Genomic DNA, 19,814 nt, shown 5'->3' on the forward strand with positions numbered 1-19,814 from the left:
CCGCTCCTCCATCACACGCTCTCCGCGTCCACGGTCGTCAGTCGTTCGTACGCCCGCGGATCGCGCCGCCGGATCCACAGGGCCCGTGCCGCTCCCGCCACGAACAGCACGGGAAGCGGCGCGATCAGGGCCGCGTTGACGCCGCCCGAAGCGCCCGTCAGGAGATCGAGGTTGGCGCACACCAGGGCGATCAGGACGGCGAGGCCCGCACACGCGACCAGCGGGGCCACGAGAACCCGCCAGGCGGGCATGCCCCTGCGGTCGCGCCGGAAGAAGCCGTACACCGCGAGCGCGGCGAGCGCCTGCATCAGCATCACGCCGAGGATGCCGGAGCCGTTGCTCCACAGGAAGGTGACGGTGTACGGATCGGCGCCGCTGACGACGGTCACGGCGACGACGGCCAGCGCGAGCCCCGACTGCGCCACGACCGCCGTGACCGGTGCCCGTGTCTTCGGCGACACCGTGGCCAGGCGGCGCGGCAACAGCCCTTCGCGGCCCAGGGCGTAGAAGTAGCGGGCGGCGCCGTTGTGGAAGGCGAGGGTCGCGGCGAAGGCGCTGGTGATGATCAGTACGTGCATGGAGTCGGCGGCCCAGGCCCCCGCGAACCGTTCGGTGGCCGCAAAGACCATGTCGGCGCCGCCCTCGCCGTTGGCGACGGCCTGGGCGCGGTCGGAGCCGTACGCGTTGATGATCGTCCACACCGTGAAGGTGTAGAAGAGTGCGAGGAAGGCCACGGCGATGTAGGTCGCGCGCGGCACCGTGCGTCCGGGCTCCCGCGCCTCCTCCGCGTAGATGGCCGTCGCCTCGAACCCGACGAACGCGCCGACGGCGAGCACGAACATGCCGCCGACGCCCGGTCCGCCCAGGTGTTCGGGTGAGAGCGTGCCGAGGCCGAAGCCCTGCGGGCCACCGCCGTGCGCGAACAAGCCGACTTCGAGGACGAGCAGCACCAAGACTTCGAGGACCAGGGCGACACCGAGGACCTTGGCGCTGAAGGTGACCTTCAGATAGCCGAGTACACCGATCGCGACGAGCCCGGCCAGAGCCCAGACCCACCAGGCCACGCGCACCCCGGTCAGGTCCTCGAACCCGGACTCGGTGAACCACCCGAAGGCGACGAGCAGTCCGACCTCGATGGCGTTGTACGAGAACAGCGCGACGTACGCGGACCCGGTGCCGGCGGGGCGCCCGAGCCCGCGCCCGATGTAGGCGTAGAAGGCGCCCGCGTTGCGCACGAAGCGGCTCATCGCCGTGAATCCGGCCGCGAAGACGACGAGCAGCAGCCCCGACATCAGGTAGCCGAGGGGTGCCGCACGGCCTGCCATGCCGATCGCCAGCGGGGCCACTCCGGCCATCACGGTCAGCGGCGCCGCGGCGGCCACGACGAAGAAGACGAGGTCGCCGGTGCCGACGGCACCGCCGCTGAGGCCCTTGGTGGCGTGGGGGGAGGATGCGGTCACGCGGGTGCTCCCGGGCAGAGGCGGTCAGAGGCCGTGCGCCAGGTCGGCGAGCGTCTCCCAGAACATCGCCTCGTAGCGCTGGAGCAGCTTCCCGTGACGCAGGGCGGATCCGGTCGTGTCGAGGCCATGGTCCATGCCCGCACGCACCGCGGCGAGCGCCTGCCGCTCCAGGTCGGGCGCGGGCTCGGCGAAGAGGGCGAAGAACCCGCAGGCCTCCTCGCTGAAGCCGTAGTGCGCGGGCAGGGCATCGGCGAGCGTCGCGCAATAGGCGCCCCAGGAGGCGAAGTTGGCGGTCAGGGCGAGGACCACGTCGACGGGGCTGCCGTTCAGGGCGAGCCAGGCCACGTACGCCGGATAGGCCTGACAGCCCGCCCGGGGCTCGTACGCGTCGGCGTCGGATGCGTCCACGCCACACGCGGCGACCAGGGCACCGAGTCGGTCGAAGGCGAGCGTCTCGCCCTCGGCGAGGGTGCGGAAGAATGCCTCGCACTCGGTTTCGCCCGTGTCGGCCGAGCGTGCGGCCAGGTGCAGGAAGGAGCGGCGGTCGGCGGGGATCACGGAGCGCTGCTCCAGGGCGAGAGCGGTGATCGCGGAACGGTTCGCGGTGCCGTCCGCGAGGCGTGGGACGAGCGGGTTGGCCGCCGGATCGGGCGCGAGCCGCGCCGTCACGTCATCGAGGAGTTCCTGTGCGGTCCGTGTCATCGTCCGTCCTTCCCGCCTTCGGCAGACCCGGCTCTCTTGACGGCCCCTCAAGGAGCGCCACATCGTAACGGGACGCGGTACGAGGGGGCACGCCATCCCGCCTCTTTCTACAGTGTTGTAGTTTTTAGTTCCCGGCCCTGACCACGGCCGGTACGCACTTCACCTCAGGACTTCAGGAGGACATCGTGGGAGTTTCCCTGGCCAAGGGCGGCAATGTCTCGCTCAGCAAGGAGGCCCCCGGCCTCACCGCCGTCCTGGTCGGCCTGGGCTGGGACGTCCGTACGACCACCGGCACTGACTACGACCTGGACGCCAGCGCGCTGCTCTGCGACGACTCGGGGAAGGTCGTCTCCGACCAGCACTTCATCTTCTACAACCAGCTCAAGAGCCCCGACGGTTCGGTCGAGCACACCGGCGACAACCTCACGGGCGAGGGCGAGGGCGACGACGAGGCGGTGAAGGTGAACCTCGCGCAGGTGCCCGCCGAGATCACCAAAATCGTCTTCCCGGTGTCCATCCACGACGCCGAGAACCGCGGCCAGAGCTTCGGCCAGGTCCGGAACGCCTTCATCCGCGTCGTCAACCAGGCCGACAACGTGGAGATCGCCCGCTACGACCTCTCCGAGGACGCGTCGACGGAGACCGCCATGGTCTTCGGCGAGCTCTACCGCCATGGCGCGGAGTGGAAATTCCGCGCGGTCGGCCAGGGTTATGCCAGTGGGCTGCGCGGCATCGCGTCGGACTTCGGCGTGAATGTCTGACGTGCGCGTCTGACGAACGGCAACAGAAGGAGCGGGACGTGTACGGCGATCCGGCAACAGTGCGCAAGATCCTGACGGAACTCGGGGACACCTGGGCGGTCGTGGGCCTGTCCACGAACGAGGAGCGAGCGGCGTACGGGGTCGCCGGTGTCCTGCAGCGGTACGGGAAGCGGGTCGTCCCGATCCACCCCAAGGCCGAGACGGTGCACGGCGAGAAGGGCTATCCGTCCCTCTCCGCGGTGCCCTTCAAGGTCGACGTGGTCGACGTCTTCCTCAACAGCGCCCTCGCGGGCCAGGCCGCCGAGGAAGCCGTCGCGATCGGCGCGCAGGCGGTCTGGTTCCAACTGGGCGTGATCGACGAGGCGGCGTACGAGCGGACTCGGGCCGCGGGCCTCGAGATGGTGATGGACCGTTGCCCGGCGATCGAACTCCCGATGCTCTGACGCTCCGCCGCGTGCGCGGGGATCGCGCTGCTGCGGGTGGGTTCCTCAACCCACCCGCAGCAGCGCCTTCTCCCGGCGCCGCGCCACGCTGGAGCCCGACTCCCTGCGGGCCATCCGGCGCAGCACGACCGGCGCCACCAGCAGACTGGCCACGGCGCCCAGACCCCCAGCACTCCGGCCGTCTCCCGTCGGGCACGCGCTGACCGTACTGGCCGCGCTGCAGCACGCCGGGCGCAGCGTTCCCCGTCGCCCGGCTGGCCGCCGCACTGGGGTGGCCGCAGGACCGCGTGCCCGAGGCCCTGTGCTGCGCCGGAGCGGACCGTCTCACTCCGGCACAGCTCAGGGCCTTGGGGGAAGGCCGCGCCTAGGCTGCCGCCGCGCCCGCCAGGGCGGGCCGTTCGGCTTCCCGCACGCGTTCCATCAGCGCGATGCGGGCCCGCGCGACGCGCGAGCGGACCGTGCCCACCGGGCAGCCGGTGAGCAGCGCGGCCTCCGCGTAGGGCAGCCCGAGGAGCTGGGTGAGGACGAAGGCCTCACGCCGTTCGTCGGGCAGCGTCGCGAGCAGGTCGGCGAGGACCACACCGTCGTCGAAGCCCGGCAGGCCCCTGGGCTGGGCCCGCTCCGCGGCGGACTGCCAGTCGTCCGTGTCGCAGAGGCGGGGCCTGGCCGCGGCGTAGCGCAGGCTGTCGATCACCGCGCGCCGGGCGATGGAGAGCAGCCACGTACGGGCGGACGAGCGCCCTTCGAACCGGTGCAGGCTGCCGAGGGCGCGCAGGAACGTGTCCTGCGTCAGGTCGTCGGCGGCCTGCGGGTCGCCGCCGAGGTACGTCACGTACCGGCGGACGTCCCGGTGGAGGGCGCGTACGAAGTGCTCGACCGCTTCGGGGTCTCCGGCGCGGGCGGCGAGCGCCCAGGCCGTTATCGACTCGTCGGGTGAGCTGGGCAGGGCAGGAATGATCACCTGGTGTCCTTCTCGGGAATCCGGGACCCGGACACGCCGTACGTGCGTGCGTCCGGCGGGTCCGGTGAGGGGGGTACGGCCGCGCGAGAGTGCGTACGACCGATGCCCGAGCCGTCGGGCCGCGCGAGATGGCGCGCGGGAACGGCGTCGGGGATCCGGCTGTCAGGCGACAGCGGTCCCCGCGGGCGGACCCCGAGAAGTGATGGCGTGGACGAGGAGCAACTGCCGCGGCCGGCCCGCCGAACGGTGGCGATGGAATCGGATGCGGGGCCGGTGTGCGGGCGTGGGCAGCGCGAGAGGCACCCGCAGCGGGGCGACGAGCCACCCGGCGAAGGCACGCGCGACACGGAAGGCCGCGCGTTCGCCGTGCGCGAGCCAGAGGCCGCAGACGAGCGCGGCGAGAACGTGGGCGGCGAGCATGCCGGTCGGCGACATGCCGCTCATGTCGTGGCCGCCGCCCATGTGATCCATGTGCTCCATGGAGGAGCCCATCGAGGACGCGGGCATGGCGGGCATGGGCGTCGTGCTCGCGTCGGGCATCGGCGCGGACACGGCCGAGCCCTGTCCCCGTCCCATGGACCCCATGGAATCGGCGCCCATCGGTGCGGCGCAGAGCATGTGCTGCACCCAGCGCCGCACGAGCGGCACTCCGGCCGACGGCTGCGCGGCGGCCTGGGCCAGGGAGAACCCCGAGTGCAGCGCAGCCTGAGCGGCCACCGCCGCGGAGACGACCAGGGGCAGACCCCGTTCGCGGCCGGCAAGGAGCCACGCCGTGCCGCCGACTCCGACGGCTCCGGCTCCCAGCGTCCACCAGGGCACCGAGGCGCCCGACATCATGACGTGCCCCAGGGCAGCGAGCAGCACACAGGCGGCCGCGAACACCGCAGCCCGTACCGCGCGAGAACACCATCCAGCAGTCATGGCGGGGACATCCTTGCATTCACGCCCCTCCTTTCACGGATGGGTACGCGAATTACCCCCGCCCTGCTCATCGGCCGGGGTCGCCGGAGTGCATGTCCCCCATGTCGTCCCCGGAATGCATGTCCCCCATGTCTCCCTCATGCGTCCCGGGCTCGGTCTCTGTCCCGGTCTCGGTCTCGGTCCGCTGTGTGCCGGGGGCGCCCGGCCCGACGGCCGACCCCACGGCGTACGACACCGCGAAGATCACCGCGAGCAGCGCGAGGAAACCGCAGAGCAGGGACAACTGGGGGCGGTCGCTCATCGCCGCTCTCCTGACACTCGTGACGCGACAGCACGGAACCGTCACGCCCGCGCCTGTTCAGGAGTCGGCCACGCGGGGGCCGAAGTTCCCGTGACCTACCGCCCACTTGACCTCAATCAAGGTTCAGGTACGAGCCTGACTCCATGAACCCGACATCAGAGGCTCCCTCCGAAGCCGTGGCCGACTGGCTGAGCCAACATGCCCGTCCCCTCGACGCCCATGACCCGTCGGCCGGGCCGGACGACCTGCGCCCGCTGGGTGACGCGGTGGCGGGGGCCGAGATCGTCGCGCTCGGCGTGGGGTCCCGCGCCACCCATGAACTGTCCGTCGTCCAGCATCGGATGCTGCGTTACCTGGTCGAGGAGCAAGGATTCCGCTCACTCATCCTCGAAGGGGGCGATCCGGCACGGCTCGGCCTCGACGCGTACGTCCTGACCGGCGCCGGCGACCCGCGGGCGCTGCTCTCCGAGGCCCGCCCCTTCCTGCGGACGGGCGAAATTCTCGACGTACTGCGCTGGATGCGCGCCCACAACGAACGCAACCCGCACGACCCCGTGCAACTGGCCACACCGCCGTCGCTGTCGGCGATGCCCGTCGGCGGTCTCGCGGAGATCGAGCGGTTTCTGGCCGACAGCACGATCCGGTGGCACGAACGCACCCGGCTGAAGACCGTCCACTGGGGCGGGCTCGCCCACACCGCCGTCGGCGCCCCCCGGACGGTGTCCTCACCCGCTCCGCAGACCCACCGCAACGCCGGTGGTTACCTGCGTGAGCACTTCGGCAAGGCGTACGCCTCCGTCGCGGTGACCTTCCACCACGGCGCGGGTCATCCGGCACCGCCCGCGGACTTCGCCGAAGCGGTACTCGGTGCCGTCGACCTGCCCGCGTACTTCCTCGACCTGCGCGCCCGGCGCCCCGCACCCGTCGACGCCTGGTTCGGTGCTCCCACGAAGACCCGCCTGGTCGGCCCCTCGTACGACGCCCGCGAGGACGCCGGCCACCACCTGTCCGGCAGCTCCCTCGCGCAGTGGTTCGATGCCGTGGCGCATGTCCGCGAGGTGACTCCGGCCAGGGCTCTCGGGGATTCCGTTCAGCCTTCCGGGCCGCCGCTCACACATGAGCGGGCATCTCATGGGCGCCGATGACCGCTTGGGCCGCGGCCGCCAGTTCCCGGCGGTCGGAGCCGTGCAGTGGGGCGTGTGCGGTGACGCGGACCGTCAGGCCACGGGCACGGGCCACGCGGTGCAGTGAGGCCCCGAAGGACTCGTCGCCGAGGAAGGCCGCCGTGGTGCTGCGCATGCCGTGCCGGTAGTAGCGGATGGTCACGGGCCTTACGGGTGCGCCCGCGTCGGCCGCCGCCTGGAACGTGGCCCGGCGGAAGCGGCCACCGGCCACGGAACACCAGGTGGTGGCCTGCGGGAAGACGAGAACGGAGCGGCCCGAGCGCAAGGTCGACGCCACCTCGGATACCACTGCGGGTAGTTGGCGTATTCCGTCGCGGTCGATGAACTGGCTTCCGGCCCGCCGGGCGAGCGAGCCGATCACCGGCCACCGGCCCACCTCCCGCTTGGCCAGGACCGTCACCGGCTCCACGGCGAGCAGGCTGACGACGTCGAGCCAGGAGATGTGGTTGGCGACGACGAGGGTGCCGGGCCGGGCACCGGTCACCGTCAGTCGCTCCGGCCCCGCCTCGAGGCGTATGCCGAGCGCGCCCAGAATCCCCCGGGCCCGCGCCCGCAGCGCCCGCGGCTCGGCGAGGCGCGCGCCCTGCGTCACGCCGACGCCGATCTCGTACGCCAACGCGGCGTACCGGCGGGCCAGTTCGCCCGGCGGGGCCTCCCGTGCCGACCGGGTGACGCAGGCCGGGGTGCACAGCGCCGCCGGGGTTCCCGCGGGGCTCATTGCGTCTCCCCCAGGAAATAGCGGCGGTAGCGGTCGCCGAGCCGGTCCATGTCCAGGAGGACGAAGAAGTCGGCGACGTCGAACTCGGGGTCGTGCGCGGGCGCCCCGCACATCCACGCCCCCAGGCGGAGGTAGCCCCGCAGCAGCGGCGGCAGGTCGGTGTAGGCGGGCCGCTCCACCGGCGGCGCGGTGGGCACCCAGGGCCGCCGGGGCTGCACCCGCAGCTCGGGCGGCGACGCGTGCCGGGACGTACCGAGCAGCCAGGCGCTCGACACCGCCCTGCCGCCGTCGGACAGCGGCACCGAAGCGCAGCCCGCCAGATAGCGGTGGCCGGAGAGCAGGACGTAGCGGGCGAGGGCCGACCACATCAGGTTGATCACCGCGCCGGAGCGGTGGTCGGGGTGCACACAGGAGCGGCCGGCCTCGATCGTGGAGGACCGCAGCCCCTCAAGGGCGCGCAGGTCGAACTCGCCGTCGGAGTAGGACTTCTCGGCCCGGCCGGGCGGCATCAGACGGTAGGTGCCGACGACCTCGCCGGTGGTGGTGTCGGTGACGATCAGGTGGTCCGCGAGGTCGTCGAAGGGGTCCACGTCGTGACCGGGCAGAGAGGTGTGGAGCGTGGCACCCATCTCCTCGCCGAAGACGCGGTACCGCAGCCGCTGGGCGGCCCGGATCTGCTCTTCGGAGTCGGCGACGGAGGTGACGTAGGCACGGGAGGCGGCGGGAGCGGAGGGCGTCAGGGGGGTAGCGGATGTCGAGGGCATGACAGATCCGGGCTCCGTTCGGGGGAGGTCGTCTGCCCGGTGAAGAGCAGCACGTACAGCACGGTGATGGCCCAGGCTGAACTGCGCACGATGACCGCGAGGCCGACGGTCAGGACACGCGTGAGCATCAGGTGAACGGCGAGCGCAAACACCTGCCCCGCACTTTCGTGAGGTCATCAACGGCCGGGGTAGCGTGCGCACATGATCCGAGTGCTGCTTGCCGACGACGAGGCGATGATCAGGGCCGGGATCGGGGCGATCCTCGGCACCGCCGATGACATCGAGGTCGTCGCCGAGGCAGCCGACGGGCGCGAGGCGGTCGACCTGACGCTCGGGCACCGTCCGGACGTCTGCCTCCTCGACATCCGGATGCCGCGGCTCGACGGCCTCGGTGCCGCGGCCGAGCTGAACAAGGTCGCGCCCGACACGGCGGTGGCGATGCTCACCACGTTCTCCGAGGACGAGTACATCGCGAGCGCGCTCGGCTCCGGGGCCGCCGGTTTCCTCCTCAAGTCCGGCGCTCCGCGCGAGCTGATCGCCGGGGTTCGGGCCGTCGCCGAGGGCGGCGCGTACCTCTCCCCGTCGATCGCGCGACGGGTCATCTCCCGTCTCGGGGCGGGGCAGCTCGGCAAGCAGGCCACCGCGCGGGCCCGCATCGAGGAACTGACGGCGCGCGAGCGTGAGGTGCTCGCGCTGGTCGGGGCCGGTCTGTCGAACGCGGAGATCGCCGGGCGGCTGCACGTGGTCGAGGGCACGGTGAAGGCGTACGTCAGTCAGGTCCTGGCCCACCTCGGCTTCAAGAACCGGGTGCAGGCCGCGATCCTGGCGTACGAGGCGGGGCTCATCGGCGAGGAATGAGCGGCCCGAGGTCCGGGGTGATCGGCGATGCTTGGCGGATGCGCGCCGCAAACGGCTGGTCCTCCCGGCTCCTTCCCCGGTTTTCCACCCGGTTCCCCCGGCTCCTTCCCGGGTTCTCCCGGTTCCTTCCCCGGCTCTTCGACATCGCACTGTTGCTCGTGGTGTGCGCGCCGCCGTTCTCGGCCGCCCTCGGCCCCGGCGGGCGTGCCGCCGTCGTCGCGGCCGTGGGAATCCCGCTGCTCGGGGGCGCCGTGGCCTTCGGCAGGCGGTGGCCGCTCGGCGCGCTCGCCGTGCCCGTCGCGCTGAGCCTGCTGACGGACGCGGAGATGCTGACGCCCGCGTACTGGGCGGCGCTCGCCGTCTTCGGGTATCTCGCCGGCAGTCGTACGGCCGCGGTGCGTCCGGCGCTGTGGTTCTTCGGGGCCGCCGCCGTGGCCGGACTCGTCCTGAACGGTTTCGTGGCGAGCGATCTGTGGGGCTGGCCCACGATGCTCCTGACCTTCCTGACCGGCGTGGTGCTGCCCTGGCTTCTCGGCCGGTACCGCCGTCAGTACGGCGAGTTGACGGCCACCGGCTGGCGGCTCGCCGAGCGCATGGAACACGAGCAGCAGGCTGTCGCGGACCGCACCCGTATCCGCGAACGGGCCAGGATCGCGGGTGACATGCACGATTCGCTCGGCCACGATCTGACGCTCATCGCCGTCCAGGCGGGCGTCCTTGAGGTCGATCCCACCCTCGACGCCCGCCAGCAGGCGGCCGTCGCGGAGCTGCGCGAGGCCGCGGGAGCGGCGACCGAACGGCTTCGGGAGATCATCGGCGTGCTCCGGGCCGACGACGAGGTGCCGCCCAGGGCGCCGTCGGAGGAGGGCCCGGAAGCCGTGGTCGAGCGCGCGCGGGCCTCCGGGGTCGAGGTCACGCTCGAACGGTGGGGCGCCACCGAGGACCTGCCGCCGATGGTCGCTCTCGCCGTCCACCGTGTGCTCCAGGAGTCCCTGACGAACGCCGCCAAGCACGCGCCCGGCGCCGCGGTCCGCGTCGGCATCGAGCGGGACGGCGACGCTCTGCGCCTGACGGTGGTGAACGACCCGGCCCCGGCGGGCCGCCTGCCCGGAGTGGCGTCGGGCGGCAGCGGACTCGTCGGCCTCGACGAGCGGGTGCGCCTGGCGGGCGGCACGCTCCGCGCGGACCCCACGGCCGACGGCGGCTTCGGGGTGACGGCCGTGCTGCCCGCGGCCGGCGCCGCCCCACGCACCGCCGACACCCCCCGGCCCACCACCTCCGCCAGGGAGCTGGAGCTGGCCAGGCGGCGGATCAGACGGCGGCTGACCCAGGCGGTCCTGACCCCGCTCGCGGTCCTGGCCGGAATCCTGCTGCTCATGATCCCCCTCAGTCTGATCAGCTCCGTCTTCTCGGTCCTGGACCGGGAGGTGTACGACGGCCTGCGGGCCGGGCAGCCGCGCGACGAAGTGGAGTCCCGTCTTCCGGACTTCACCATGGACGGACCACCCGACGGTGCGCCCGCGACACCGCGCGGCCAGGACTGCGCGTACTACAGCACCCGCTTCATGTCGGGCGACGGCTACCGCCTCTGCTTCGACAACGGGCGGCTCGTGTCCAAGTCGGTCGTGGGTGAGGGCGACTGAAGCGGCGTGCCGTGTGACCGTACAGACTCAGGCAGCACCCGCGAACCACCCGCGAACCCAGACAGGAAAAGTAGGGCAGTCATGGCGACGACGCACCACGAACCGGCAGGACACCTCCCACTGGAGGGCATCACCGTCGTCAGTCTGGAGCAGGCCGTCGCCGCTCCCTTCGCCACCCGCCAGCTCGCCGACCTCGGCGCCCGCGTGATCAAGGTCGAGCGCCCCGGCGGCGGTGACTTCGCCCGGCGTTACGACACCACGGTGCACGGCCAGGCCAGCTACTTCGTCTGGCTCAACCGCTCCAAGGAGTCCCTCACCCTGGACCTCAAGTCCGAGGAGGGCAGGGCGATCCTGCACGAACTCCTCGCGGACGCCGATGTGTTCGTGCAGAACCTCGCCCCCGGTGCCGCGGACCGTCTCGGCCTCGGCGCGGACGAACTCCAGGCCCGCTACCCCTCGTTGATCCCCTGCACCGTCAGCGGGTACGGCACCAGCGGCTCCTGGTCGGAGAAGAAGGCGTACGACCTGCTCGTGCAGTGCCAGACCGGACTGCTCTCGCTCACCGGCACACCCGACGAGGCGGTGCGGGCGGGCATCTCGGTGGCGGACATCGCGGGCGGGATGTACGCCTACAGCGGCATCCTCACCTCGCTCTTCACCCGGGCCACCACCGGGCGCGCACCGGCCGTCGAGGTCTCCCTCTTCGACGCGCTGGGCGAGTGGATGGGCCAGCCCGCCTACTACACGCGGTACGGCGGCACTCAGCCGCCGCGCGTCGGCGCCCGGCACGCGACGGTGGCGCCCTACGGCCCGTTCACCGCGTCCGACGGCAAGGACGTGCTGCTGTCCGTGCAGAACGAGCGCGAGTGGGCTGCCCTGTGCGAACAGGTCATCGGGCAGCCCGAGTTGACCGACGACCCGCGATTCGCCACCGGCTCCGACCGGGTCGCGCACCGCGACGCACTCGACGCGATCATCTCCGCGCGGTTCGCCCGGCTCGGCAGTGACGAGGCGATGGATCTCCTGGACCGCGCCAACATCGCCAACGCGGGCGTGAATTCGGTCGCCGAGTTCCTGGACCACCCCGCGCTCGTCGAGCGCGACCGCTGGCGGGAGGTCGCCATTCCGGGCAGCTCGTCACCGGTGCGGGCACTGGTGCCGCCCGCGAACCTGAAGGGCGTGGCCCCGCGCATGGACCCGGTACCGGCAGCGGGCGAACACACGGAGCGGATCCTCGGGGAGCTGGGGCGTGGCCGCGAGGAGATCGCCCGGCTCCGCGCGGAAGGGGTCTGCGGGTGAGCGGGGCATGAGCCTCGCCCGTGCGGGGCGACTTGGGCTCGGCCCGTGCGGGTCGACTTGGGCTCGGCCCGTGTCAGGCGACGCCGAGCCCTTCGAGCACCACCGCGTTGGGCAGCTCGGCGAACGCCTTGCCGGGCACGATGAGCTTGCCCCGGCGGCTGCCGCTGCCGATCAGGACGTACGGAAGGTCGACGACGGCGGCGTCCACGAGCAGCGGCCAGTCGGCGGGCAGGCCGATCGGCGTGATGCCGCCGTACTCCATGCCGGTCTCGCCGGTGGCCGTGTCCGTCGGCGCGAACGAGGCCTTGCGGGCGCCGAGTTGGCGGCGCACGACGCCGTTCACGTCGACGCGGGTCGTGGAGAGGACCAGGCACGCGGCGAGCGAGGTCTCGCCGCCGCGCTTGCCCGCGACGACGACGCAGTTCGCTGACTGCTCCAGGATGTCCTGGCCGTAGTGCTCCACGAAGGTGGCGGTGTCGGCCCACCGCGGGTCGGTGTCGACGTGGATGACCTGCTCGGCGGGGATGCTCCCGCTCCATCCGCGCACGGCGTCCGCGACGGGCGCGACGAGGAGGCCGAGGGCCTCGGGCGCGGGTCGGACGTCGTCGAAATCTCCCATGGGTGCACGCATGGCCGCACGCTAACAGGCCGCCCTACGGCAGGACCCCGCGGCTCAGTACGAGGAGGCGTGCGCCGGGGGCACCGACACCGACATGGTCATCTCGACGGGATCGGCACCCTTGTTGTGATAGCCGTGCGCCACGTTCGCCTCGAAGGACGCTGCCGAACCGGCGGGCACGAGATGCTCCACGCCGTCCACGACGAGGGTCAGCTCGCCCGCGGCCACGTGAAGCAGCTCCATCGTCCCCGGCGGGTGTGCGTCGGAGTCGCTGCCGTCGCCGGGCATAAGCGTCCAGGCCCACAGCTCGAAGGGCCCGCGCGCCTCGGTCCCGACCAGGAGGGTCGTGCTGCTGCCCGCCTCCGTGGACCACATGCGCACGGCCTGCTCCGGCGGCACGAGCCGTACGTGCGAGCCCTGTTCGTAGTCGAGGAGCGTGGTGATGCTGACGCCCAGGGCGTCGGCGAGCTTCACCGTGATGCCGACGCTGGGGTTGGTCCTGGCCTGCTCGATCTGGATGATCATGCCGCGGCTGACGCCCGCGCGGGCCGCGAGCGCATCGAGCGTGAAGCCCCGTTCCGAGCGCCAGCGCTTGAGGTTGCGGGCGAGGGACTGGGTGAGCTGATCGAGGTCCGACACATTCCGTCCAATATATTGGATGACAGAGTTTAGGATATTGAACTACGGTGTGGTGCACCTGAAGGTTCACCACACTGTACTGCGAGGATTTCCGATGACAGCACTGTTCGCCCTGGCCACCAGCCTCCTGTGGGGCCTGGCCGATTTCGGCGGCGGGCTGCTGACCCGGCGCCTCCCCGCGCTCACGGTGGTCGTCGTCTCGCAGGCCATCGCGGTGGTCGTACTCGGGGCGATCGTGGTCGCCACGGGCGGCTGGACGGAGTGGGGCCCTCAGCTGTGGTTCGCGGTCGGCGCGGGGCTCGTCGGCCCCGCCGCGATGCTCGCCTTCTACAAGGCCCTGGCGCTCGGCCCGATGGGCGTCGTCTCGCCGCTCGGCTCGCTGGGCGTCGTCGTGCCGGTGGGCGTCGGGCTCCTCCTCGGCGAGCGGCCGGGAGTCCCGCAGTTCGCCGGGATCGCCGTCGCCGTGATCGGCATCGTCCTCGCGGGCGGCCCCGAGTTGCGCGGCGCCCCCGTGCAGCGGCAGGCGGTCCTGCTCACGCTGGTCGCGGCCTTCGGGTTCGGCGGGGTGATGGCGCTCATCTCGGAGGCGTCGAGCAACCTCACGGGCCTGTTCCTGGCTCTGTTCGTGCAGCGCGTGACGAACGTGGCCACCGGCGGCGCGGCACTGTTCGTCTCGGTCAAGCGGGGCGGCAGGGCGCTCCCGGAGGGCGGCGGAATGCACGTCGTGTGGGCGGCGGTCCCGGCCCTGGCCTTCGTCGGCCTCGCGGACGTCGCGGCCAACGGCACGTACTCGGTTGCCGCCCAGAACGGCCCGGTCACCGTGGCCGCCGTGCTCGCCTCCGTCTACCCGGTGGTCACCGCACTCGCCGCCCGACTGGTGCTCAAGGAACGGCTGCGCGGGGTGCAGGCGGCGGGCGCGGGCCTGGCCCTGGTGGGCACGGTGCTCCTGGCGAGCTGAGCGGGAGCGCCGTGCGTCAGACCTGCTCACCGAGGTCGAGGTCGTCCAACTCCCCCAGAGCAAGCAGTTGTTCCGGCGTGACCCCGTCAGGAATCGGCACGGGCGCGGGCGTCCGCAACGGCGGCTGCCACCCCGCCTCGGGGTCCCAGGTCCGCACCACGCGGGCAGGCGCTCCGGCCACCACGGCGTGGTCGGGGACGTCACCGCGGACGACCGCGCCCGCGGCCACGACGACATTGCGGCCCAGCCTCGCACCCGGCAGGATCACCGCGTTCGTGCCGATCCAGCAGCCGGGGCCGATCTCGACCGGCTCCATGCGCGGCCACTGCTTGCCGATGGGCGTGTGCGGATCGTCGTACGAGTGGTTCGTGGACGTCACGTACACCGTGGGCCCGAAGTAACAGTCGTCGCCGATCGTCACCGTCGTGTCGGCGATGACGTGGCTGCCGCGGCCGAGCACGACGCCGTTGCCGATGCGCAGGATCGGGTCGGGCCCGAGGTCCAGGTCGGGCATCATCCCGGCGGTGAGGGTGACCTGCTCGCCGATGATGCAGTGGTCGCCGATGCGGATCCACGGCTCACCGAAGACGGTCCCCTGCGGGAAGGACAGCTTCGTGCCCTGGCCGATCGCACCGAACCGCAGCCTGCCCGGCCGCTGCGCGGTGACGGCGCCCGTCCGCTGCACCCAGGCCCAGCCCGCGTGGACGGCGCGCTGGGCCGCGCGGCGCCGCCAGTCGGCGACCGCGGATGAGAACGTGTTCCTGTTCTTCGGCACGCGCTCACGTTACTCAGCCGCGCGCGCCTGAGTGAGCCCGGACCCCTGTGATCTTCACCCCACAGGGCGGCGGACCCCACCCCGTCCCGTACGGTTCCGCCAGGCGCGAGACACGTACGAATGGAGAGTTCCGATGAGCCACGAGGCACTCATCACCGGGTTCGGCGGCAAGAACCCGCAGATCGATCAGGACGCCTTCACCGCGCCCACCTCGGTCATCATCGGCGAGGTGACGCTGCACGCCGGTGCGAGCGCCTGGTACGGGGCGGTGCTCCGCGCGGACGGCGGGCCCATCGTCGTCGGCGCCGACAGCAACATCCAGGACAACTGCAGCCTCCACGTCGACCTGGGCTTCCCCATGACGATCGGCGAGCGGGTCTCGGTCGGCCACAACGCCGTCCTGCACGGCTGCACCGTCGAGGACGACTGCCTCATCGGCATGGGGGCGACGGTCCTCAACGGCGCGGTGATCGGCGCCGGTTCACTGGTCGCGGCGCAGGCCCTCGTGCCGCAGGGGATGGTCGTGCCGCCCGGCTCACTGGTCGCGGGCGTGCCCGCCAAGGTGCGCCGCCCGCTCACCGACGAGGAGCGGGCGGGCGTCACCCTCAACGGCACGATGTACGTAGAGCTCGCCAAGGCCCACCGGGACGCCCACGCCGGGTGACGTCAGTCGGCGGCCGGAACGGGGACCGGCTCGGCCGCCGTCTTCGCACCGCTGTCGTCCTGCGCCGCCGAGCGCGCCTCCGCCGACTTCTTGGCGCGGCGCTTGACCAGCAGCATGGAGCCGACGCCGATGAGGACGGCGATGGCCAGGCCGAAGTACGAGAACCGCTTGAGCCAGTCCTCGGCGACGACACCGATGTAGTAGATGACGGCGGTGGTGCCGCCCGCCCAGACGATGCCGCCCAGGACGTTGGCGATCAGGAACTTCCAGTACGGCATGCGAAGGACGCCCGCGAGGGGTCCCGCGAAGATCCGGAGCAGGGCGACGAAGCGGCCGAAGAAGACCGCCCACATGCCCCACTTCTGGAACGACTGCTCGGCGCTGCCGACGTTCGCGGCGCTGAAGTGCGTGGGGAACTTGTGTTCAAGCCAGGCGAGGAGTGGCCGGCCGCCCTTGCGTCCGATCGCGTACCCGATGGAGTCGCCGATGATGGCGCCCGCGGTGGCGCAGATCCCCAGGATCACGGGGTTCAGCTCGCCGTGCTGCGAGGAGAGCAGCGCCGCGGAGACGAGGACGATCTCACCCGGCAGCGGGATGCCCAGGCTCTCCAGACCGATGACCACGCCCACCAGCGCGTAGATACTGACGGCCGGTACGGTCTCCAGCCATTCCTGGACGTGCAACGCCGGTTCCTCCTGTGCTGATGTGCGTGTACCCGGCGTGCGCGCTCCCCCCAAGATCGCGCACGCCGGGCAGCCTACCCGCTCACCCGGCGTCGGCCGGGGCGGAGTCCCAGAGGTCGCATCGGTGTTCCCTGGCCACGGTGCCGCTCAGCTCGTTCCCGCCCGCGGACGCGGTGCGCAGCGAGAGCACCTGGCCCGGCTGCGTCCGCTGGTCGGGCGCGGTGGGCTGGCCCTCTGCGCGCGGCGCGGCGCCGTGGATGAACGAGCCCCAGTACTGGACCATCTGCCGGGCGAGAACCCGCTGCTCCGCGTCGAGGGGTGACGCGAGCCCGAAGTGCTTGAAGAGGTATTGCACTTCGTTGACGTGGGTCGCCCCGAAGTCGAACGTCTTGCCCGCCTCCCGGATCGAGGCGAAGGGCGGCGAGGTGCGGTCGGCGAACTCATAGGCGTAGACGGGGCCGCGCCCCGCGAGCGACCTGTCCATGCGCAGTGCGGGGCACGCGAACATCTGGTCGCCTTGGGCGGCCGCGTACGCGTGTGTCGGCGAGGCGTGCCCGGACACGCGGTAGCGCTTCAGAACCTTGGCGCCCAGCTCCGCGCCGTACATCCGGGTGAGCGCGCCCGGGTACTGCTCCTCGGTCAGGGGCTTGCCCTGCCCGTCGAACTGGCCGTAGGCGAAGAGCCGCCCCTCGTCGCTGTTCGCACCGTTCAGGACCGGCACGCGCGAGGAGCTTCCGTTCTCGTACGCCTGCTCCGGCTGGACCGGCAGGAAGTCGCCGCCGGCCACCGGGCCCCAGTCGAACCCGGTCTGCGCGGCGAGGATCTCCGCGGCGGACTTCTCGCGCAGACACGCGAGAGCGGTCGCCGGGTCGGGGCAGCCCGCCTTCTTCGCGAACGCCACGCCCTGCGTGCGGGCCTCGTCGCGCTCGCGGGCGGCGCAGTCCCCGTAGGCGCCGCTCTGCACGATGCCCGCGCGGAAGAGGCCCTTGGCGGTGGGCGAGGCCAGCTGCGTACAGACGGAGCGGCCGCCCGCGGACTCGCCCGCGATGGTGACGCGCTGCCGGTCGCCGCCGAACGAGCCGATGTTGGCGCGCACCCAGCGCAGCGCGGCCTGCTGGTCGAGCAGGCCGTAGTTGCCCGAGACCCGGTCGGACGCCTCCGAGTCGAGGCCCTTGCCCGCGAGGAAACCCATGGCACCCAGGCGGTAGTTGACGGTCACCACCACCGTGCCGGTACGCCGGGCGAAGGTGTCGGGCACGATGTCCTCGCCCGCGCCCGCGGTGAGCCCGCCGCCGTGCAGCCAGACCATGACGGGCCGCGGCTTGTGCTGCCCCTCGGGTGCGTAGACGTTGAGGTCCAGGCAGTCCTCCGTATGGCTGGGGTTCTCGTAGCCGGGATCCCAACTCGCCGTCTGTACGCAGCGGTTGCCGAAGGAGGTCGCCCCGCGCACGCCCTGCCAGGACTTGGCGGGACGCGGTTCCTTCCACCGGAGGTCGCCGACGGGCTGCCGGGCGTACGGGATGCCGAGGAACTGCCGCCCCTCGGCGGTGGATTCACCGCGCAGCCACCCCGCGTCCGTGCGGACGAGGGTGCCGCCACCCCTCGGGGAAACGTCCTGCGGGGCGGCCTGCGCGAGGTGCGGGGTGAGCAGGACCGCGGCGGCGGCGATGAGGGTGAGGGTGGTTCGCTTGCGTCCCGTGCGTCTCATGCGGTGACTCCCTTGAAGACGTCAACCCTGGCGGCGGGAAACTATGACCACTACTGACTCGTGTCAATGAGTTGAACGGAAAGCCGGCGGAAACGGCGGGACGGGATCACGCAGAACGGCGCCGTGCCGGTCGGGACCCCCGTGGCCCGGCCGACGCGACGCCGCTGTGTTCAACGAACGTACGGAAGCGAACGCCCGTACGCGACTCAGTTATTGGGGCGCAGGGTCCAGACGACCGTCATCTCGCCGGTCACCGCGCCGTCCTCGCGCTGGATCGCGATCGCCACCGGGAACTCGGGGCGCTGCCCCGCGTCCAGCTCGGCGACGACCTCGGCAGCCGGACGGCCGAGGGTCGCGGTGGCGGTCACGGGCCCCATGGCGAGCTTCTTGTACGCGATGTCGGCGCTGACGGCGAGCGGCACGGCGCGCGAGAGCTGGTCGCCGAACGCGGCGAGCACGATGGCACCGCTCGCCGACTCACCCAGCGTGAACATGGCTCCGGCGTGCGGCCCGCCGACGTGGTTGTGGTACTCGGCCTGATCGGGCAGGGCGACCACGGCCTTCTCGGGCGTGGTCTCGCGGAACTCGAGGTTCAGCGTCCGGGCCATCGGCACGGTGGCGGCGAGCATCTCGCCGATCGACATCTGGTCAGTGCTCATGGCCGGGATGTTACCCATCAGTAGCGTTCTTTGGCCAGGAGCCTGCGGGGGGTGGATCACGGTCACCTATCGTTGCTGCGCATGTGGCCAGGAGAGCAGCAGCCCGGGGCCGGGCAGAACCAGCCGAATCCGTACCACCAGCCGGGATATCAGCAGTCGGGGCATCAGCAGGCGGGGCATCAGCAGGCGCCGTGGAACGCGCCCACCGTTCCCGGCGGCACACCCCAGACGCCGCGGGGCGGAGGGGGCGGAGGGGGCGGCAACAAAACCAAGGTGATAGCTGTCGTCGCCGCGGCGGCGGTCGTGGTGGCCGCGGGCGTCACCGGCTTCCTCGTCCTCGGCGGCGACAAGAACGACGCCGCGAAGCCGGACCCCGCGAAGTCTTCGTCCGCGGCGCCGAGCCCGGCGCGGTCTGACGGCTCCGACTCGCGCGGCAACGGCGGCAACCCCGAGCCGACGATCCCGGGCTGGCAGACCGTCGTGAATCCCAAGCGCGGCATCGCCTTCGACGTGCCCGCGGGCTGGAAGCTGAAGTCGACGGACTGGGTCGGCTGGGTCGCGGAGGCGGACGATCCGGACGACAAGCCCCTCGTTGCCATCGCCGCTCCGGCGTACCTCAAGGAGAAGTGGTGCGGGGCGGACGAGGACAGGGACGGGAACAAGGACTACTCGCCCCTCGCGGCGGCGGGCACCAAGGGCAACAAGGGGGCCAGGAGCACCGACGAGGCCGCGCGCAAGGACGCCGAGCTGTGGATCTACGGCGCCTTCACCCAGCCCGACAAGACGAAGGTCAAGGCCGGGGCCGCCGAGCCGTACACCACGAAGTCGGGCCTCAAGGGCAGTCTGGTGACCGCCTCGTCCTCGGGCGTCGAGAAGAAGGGCAAGTGCGACTCGGAGGGCAAGGCCACGGTGTTCGCGTTCAAGGACTCCGAGGGCGCGTTCGCCTCGTGGTCCTTCCATGGCGCGACGGGCGTGAGTGACGAGGTCCCGGACTCCACGGTCAAGAAGATGCTCGGCACGGTGCGCGAGATCAAGTCACAGCCGAAGTCCTGAACGACCGGGACCCCATGGAGTCCTGAGGCGTTTCGTACTCC

22 protein-coding genes and 1 pseudogene are annotated in these 19,814 nt (G+C 71.9%); 9 read left to right on the plus strand and 14 right to left on the minus strand.

The features are described from left to right. Positions 1 to 11 precede the first annotated feature (11 nt). Complete coding sequence (locus ACZ5U5_RS05630; RefSeq protein ID WP_469016620.1) at positions 12 to 1,460, minus strand: APC family permease; 1,449 nt, start codon at positions 1,458 to 1,460, stop codon at positions 12 to 14. A 24-nt stretch (positions 1,461 to 1,484) separates the two neighbouring features. Then, positions 1,485 to 2,162, minus strand: coding sequence for a thiaminase II/PqqC family protein (locus tag ACZ5U5_RS05635; protein WP_469016623.1), 678 nt, complete (start codon positions 2,160 to 2,162; stop codon positions 1,485 to 1,487). Positions 2,163 to 2,347: 185 nt separating this feature from the next. Between ACZ5U5_RS05635 and ACZ5U5_RS05640 the strand changes: the two genes are divergently transcribed. Beyond that, complete coding sequence (locus ACZ5U5_RS05640) at positions 2,348 to 2,923, plus strand: TerD family protein (RefSeq protein ID WP_363206712.1); 576 nt, start codon at positions 2,348 to 2,350, stop codon at positions 2,921 to 2,923. 38 nt (positions 2,924 to 2,961) lie between these two features. Beyond that, a complete protein-coding gene (locus tag ACZ5U5_RS05645; protein ID WP_469016626.1) occupies positions 2,962 to 3,366 on the plus strand; it encodes a CoA-binding protein in 405 nt (134 codons plus the stop codon). 45 nt (positions 3,367 to 3,411) lie between these two features. On the opposite strand, the pseudogene ACZ5U5_RS05650 reads toward ACZ5U5_RS05645, so the two are convergent. The 4 genes and pseudogenes from ACZ5U5_RS05650 to ACZ5U5_RS05665 form a co-directional block, all read right to left on the minus strand. Continuing rightward, a pseudogene (locus ACZ5U5_RS05650) lies at positions 3,412 to 3,551 on the minus strand (ABC transporter permease); the annotation flags it as partial. Between the two features lie 179 nt (positions 3,552 to 3,730). Further along, a complete protein-coding gene (locus tag ACZ5U5_RS05655; protein ID WP_469016628.1) occupies positions 3,731 to 4,327 on the minus strand; it encodes a sigma-70 family RNA polymerase sigma factor in 597 nt (198 codons plus the stop codon). Positions 4,328 to 4,489: 162 nt separating this feature from the next. Beyond that, on the minus strand, positions 4,490 to 5,248 hold the full coding sequence (locus tag ACZ5U5_RS05660; RefSeq protein ID WP_469016631.1) for a hypothetical protein: 759 nt from the start codon (positions 5,246 to 5,248) through the stop codon (positions 4,490 to 4,492). Between the two features lie 67 nt (positions 5,249 to 5,315). Beyond that, complete coding sequence (locus ACZ5U5_RS05665; RefSeq protein WP_469016633.1) at positions 5,316 to 5,549, minus strand: hypothetical protein; 234 nt, start codon at positions 5,547 to 5,549, stop codon at positions 5,316 to 5,318. 143 nt (positions 5,550 to 5,692) lie between these two features. Between ACZ5U5_RS05665 and ACZ5U5_RS05670 the strand changes: the two genes are divergently transcribed. Beyond that, positions 5,693 to 6,694 carry an erythromycin esterase family protein gene (locus tag ACZ5U5_RS05670; protein ID WP_469016635.1) on the plus strand — a complete coding sequence of 334 codons (1,002 nt, stop codon included), beginning with the start codon at positions 5,693 to 5,695 and terminating at the stop codon, positions 6,692 to 6,694. On the opposite strand, the gene ACZ5U5_RS05675 is transcribed toward ACZ5U5_RS05670, so the two are convergent. Continuing rightward, the gene (locus ACZ5U5_RS05675) at positions 6,660 to 7,451 is read right to left on the minus strand and encodes a lysophospholipid acyltransferase family protein (protein ID WP_469016638.1); all 792 of its coding nucleotides are present in this window, start codon (positions 7,449 to 7,451) and stop codon (positions 6,660 to 6,662) included. The two genes, ACZ5U5_RS05670 and ACZ5U5_RS05675, sit on opposite strands and share 35 nt — an antisense overlap. Next, a complete protein-coding gene (locus tag ACZ5U5_RS05680) occupies positions 7,448 to 8,215 on the minus strand; it encodes a GNAT family N-acetyltransferase (RefSeq protein ID WP_469016640.1) in 768 nt (255 codons plus the stop codon). The genes ACZ5U5_RS05675 and ACZ5U5_RS05680 overlap by 4 nt, the downstream gene beginning before the upstream one ends. 201 nt (positions 8,216 to 8,416) lie before the next feature. On the opposite strand from ACZ5U5_RS05680, the gene ACZ5U5_RS05685 reads away from it, so the two are divergent. The 3 genes from ACZ5U5_RS05685 to ACZ5U5_RS05695 all read left to right on the plus strand — a co-directional run bounded on the left by ACZ5U5_RS05685 (position 8,417) and on the right by ACZ5U5_RS05695 (position 12,015). Next, positions 8,417 to 9,073, plus strand: coding sequence for a response regulator (locus tag ACZ5U5_RS05685; protein ID WP_469016643.1), 657 nt, complete (start codon positions 8,417 to 8,419; stop codon positions 9,071 to 9,073). A gap of 38 nt (positions 9,074 to 9,111) precedes the next feature. Then, a complete protein-coding gene (locus ACZ5U5_RS05690; protein WP_469016645.1) occupies positions 9,112 to 10,716 on the plus strand; it encodes a sensor histidine kinase in 1,605 nt (534 codons plus the stop codon). An 81-nt stretch (positions 10,717 to 10,797) separates the two neighbouring features. After that, positions 10,798 to 12,015, plus strand: coding sequence for a CaiB/BaiF CoA transferase family protein (locus ACZ5U5_RS05695; protein WP_469016648.1), 1,218 nt, complete (start codon positions 10,798 to 10,800; stop codon positions 12,013 to 12,015). A gap of 73 nt (positions 12,016 to 12,088) precedes the next feature. Here the strand turns inward: ACZ5U5_RS05695 and ACZ5U5_RS05700 are convergent, their stop codons facing one another. Further along, positions 12,089 to 12,646 (minus strand): YbaK/EbsC family protein, encoded by a 558-nt coding sequence (locus ACZ5U5_RS05700; RefSeq protein WP_469016650.1) that lies wholly within the window; start codon positions 12,644 to 12,646, stop codon positions 12,089 to 12,091. Between the two features lie 42 nt (positions 12,647 to 12,688). Then, complete coding sequence (locus tag ACZ5U5_RS05705) at positions 12,689 to 13,273, minus strand: helix-turn-helix domain-containing protein (RefSeq protein ID WP_469016653.1); 585 nt, start codon at positions 13,271 to 13,273, stop codon at positions 12,689 to 12,691. Positions 13,274 to 13,367: 94 nt separating this feature from the next. Here ACZ5U5_RS05705 and ACZ5U5_RS05710 point away from each other — a divergent pair, with 94 nt between their 5' ends. Beyond that, positions 13,368 to 14,231 carry an EamA family transporter gene (locus ACZ5U5_RS05710; RefSeq protein ID WP_469016656.1) on the plus strand — a complete coding sequence of 288 codons (864 nt, stop codon included), beginning with the start codon at positions 13,368 to 13,370 and terminating at the stop codon, positions 14,229 to 14,231. A gap of 16 nt (positions 14,232 to 14,247) precedes the next feature. Here the strand turns inward: ACZ5U5_RS05710 and ACZ5U5_RS05715 are convergent, their stop codons facing one another. Then, on the minus strand, positions 14,248 to 15,006 hold the full coding sequence (locus ACZ5U5_RS05715) for an acyltransferase (RefSeq protein WP_469016659.1): 759 nt from the start codon (positions 15,004 to 15,006) through the stop codon (positions 14,248 to 14,250). A gap of 133 nt (positions 15,007 to 15,139) precedes the next feature. Between ACZ5U5_RS05715 and ACZ5U5_RS05720 the strand changes: the two genes are divergently transcribed. After that, positions 15,140 to 15,670: a gamma carbonic anhydrase family protein gene (locus ACZ5U5_RS05720; RefSeq protein WP_365822243.1), complete on the plus strand. Its 531-nt coding sequence runs from the start codon at positions 15,140 to 15,142 to the stop codon at positions 15,668 to 15,670. 2 nt (positions 15,671 to 15,672) lie between these two features. Here the strand turns inward: ACZ5U5_RS05720 and ACZ5U5_RS05725 are convergent, their stop codons facing one another. From ACZ5U5_RS05725 to ACZ5U5_RS05735, 3 genes are all read right to left on the minus strand, one after another. Then, positions 15,673 to 16,353 carry a DedA family protein gene (locus ACZ5U5_RS05725; protein WP_469016663.1) on the minus strand — a complete coding sequence of 227 codons (681 nt, stop codon included), beginning with the start codon at positions 16,351 to 16,353 and terminating at the stop codon, positions 15,673 to 15,675. Between the two features lie 82 nt (positions 16,354 to 16,435). Next, positions 16,436 to 18,061 carry a carboxylesterase/lipase family protein gene (locus tag ACZ5U5_RS05730; protein WP_469016665.1) on the minus strand — a complete coding sequence of 542 codons (1,626 nt, stop codon included), beginning with the start codon at positions 18,059 to 18,061 and terminating at the stop codon, positions 16,436 to 16,438. Between the two features lie 206 nt (positions 18,062 to 18,267). Further along, positions 18,268 to 18,705 (minus strand): DUF4442 domain-containing protein, encoded by a 438-nt coding sequence (locus ACZ5U5_RS05735; protein ID WP_363206715.1) that lies wholly within the window; start codon positions 18,703 to 18,705, stop codon positions 18,268 to 18,270. Positions 18,706 to 18,801: 96 nt separating this feature from the next. Here ACZ5U5_RS05735 and ACZ5U5_RS05740 point away from each other — a divergent pair, with 96 nt between their 5' ends. Continuing rightward, positions 18,802 to 19,773, plus strand: coding sequence for a DUF8017 domain-containing protein (locus tag ACZ5U5_RS05740; protein ID WP_469016668.1), 972 nt, complete (start codon positions 18,802 to 18,804; stop codon positions 19,771 to 19,773). Positions 19,774 to 19,814 lie beyond the last annotated feature (41 nt).

The organism is Streptomyces sp. NPDC033177 (assembly GCF_055577715.1).

What these genes read in the sequence shown, in the direction of transcription:
- ACZ5U5_RS05635 (WP_469016623.1), bottom strand. Translation starts at nt 2,162, where the DNA reads ATGACACGGACCGCACAGGAACTCCTCGATGACGTGACGGCGCGGCTC.
- ACZ5U5_RS05660 (WP_469016631.1), bottom strand. Translation starts at nt 5,248, where the DNA reads ATGACTGCTGGATGGTGTTCTCGCGCGGTACGGGCTGCGGTGTTCGCG.
- ACZ5U5_RS05665 (WP_469016633.1), bottom strand. Translation starts at nt 5,549, where the DNA reads ATGAGCGACCGCCCCCAGTTGTCCCTGCTCTGCGGTTTCCTCGCGCTG.
- ACZ5U5_RS05670 (WP_469016635.1), top strand. Translation starts at nt 5,693, where the DNA reads ATGAACCCGACATCAGAGGCTCCCTCCGAAGCCGTGGCCGACTGGCTG.
- ACZ5U5_RS05675 (WP_469016638.1), bottom strand. Translation starts at nt 7,451, where the DNA reads ATGAGCCCCGCGGGAACCCCGGCGGCGCTGTGCACCCCGGCCTGCGTC.
- ACZ5U5_RS05680 (WP_469016640.1), bottom strand. Translation starts at nt 8,215, where the DNA reads ATGCCCTCGACATCCGCTACCCCCCTGACGCCCTCCGCTCCCGCCGCC.
- ACZ5U5_RS05685 (WP_469016643.1), top strand. Translation starts at nt 8,417, where the DNA reads ATGATCCGAGTGCTGCTTGCCGACGACGAGGCGATGATCAGGGCCGGG.
- ACZ5U5_RS05690 (WP_469016645.1), top strand. Translation starts at nt 9,112, where the DNA reads ATGCGCGCCGCAAACGGCTGGTCCTCCCGGCTCCTTCCCCGGTTTTCC.
- ACZ5U5_RS05695 (WP_469016648.1), top strand. Translation starts at nt 10,798, where the DNA reads ATGGCGACGACGCACCACGAACCGGCAGGACACCTCCCACTGGAGGGC.
- ACZ5U5_RS05700 (WP_469016650.1), bottom strand. Translation starts at nt 12,646, where the DNA reads ATGCGTGCACCCATGGGAGATTTCGACGACGTCCGACCCGCGCCCGAG.
- ACZ5U5_RS05710 (WP_469016656.1), top strand. Translation starts at nt 13,368, where the DNA reads ATGACAGCACTGTTCGCCCTGGCCACCAGCCTCCTGTGGGGCCTGGCC.
- ACZ5U5_RS05720 (WP_365822243.1), top strand. Translation starts at nt 15,140, where the DNA reads ATGAGCCACGAGGCACTCATCACCGGGTTCGGCGGCAAGAACCCGCAG.
- ACZ5U5_RS05730 (WP_469016665.1), bottom strand. Translation starts at nt 18,061, where the DNA reads ATGAGACGCACGGGACGCAAGCGAACCACCCTCACCCTCATCGCCGCC.
- ACZ5U5_RS05735 (WP_363206715.1), bottom strand. Translation starts at nt 18,705, where the DNA reads ATGTCGATCGGCGAGATGCTCGCCGCCACCGTGCCGATGGCCCGGACG.
- ACZ5U5_RS05740 (WP_469016668.1), top strand. Translation starts at nt 18,802, where the DNA reads ATGTGGCCAGGAGAGCAGCAGCCCGGGGCCGGGCAGAACCAGCCGAAT.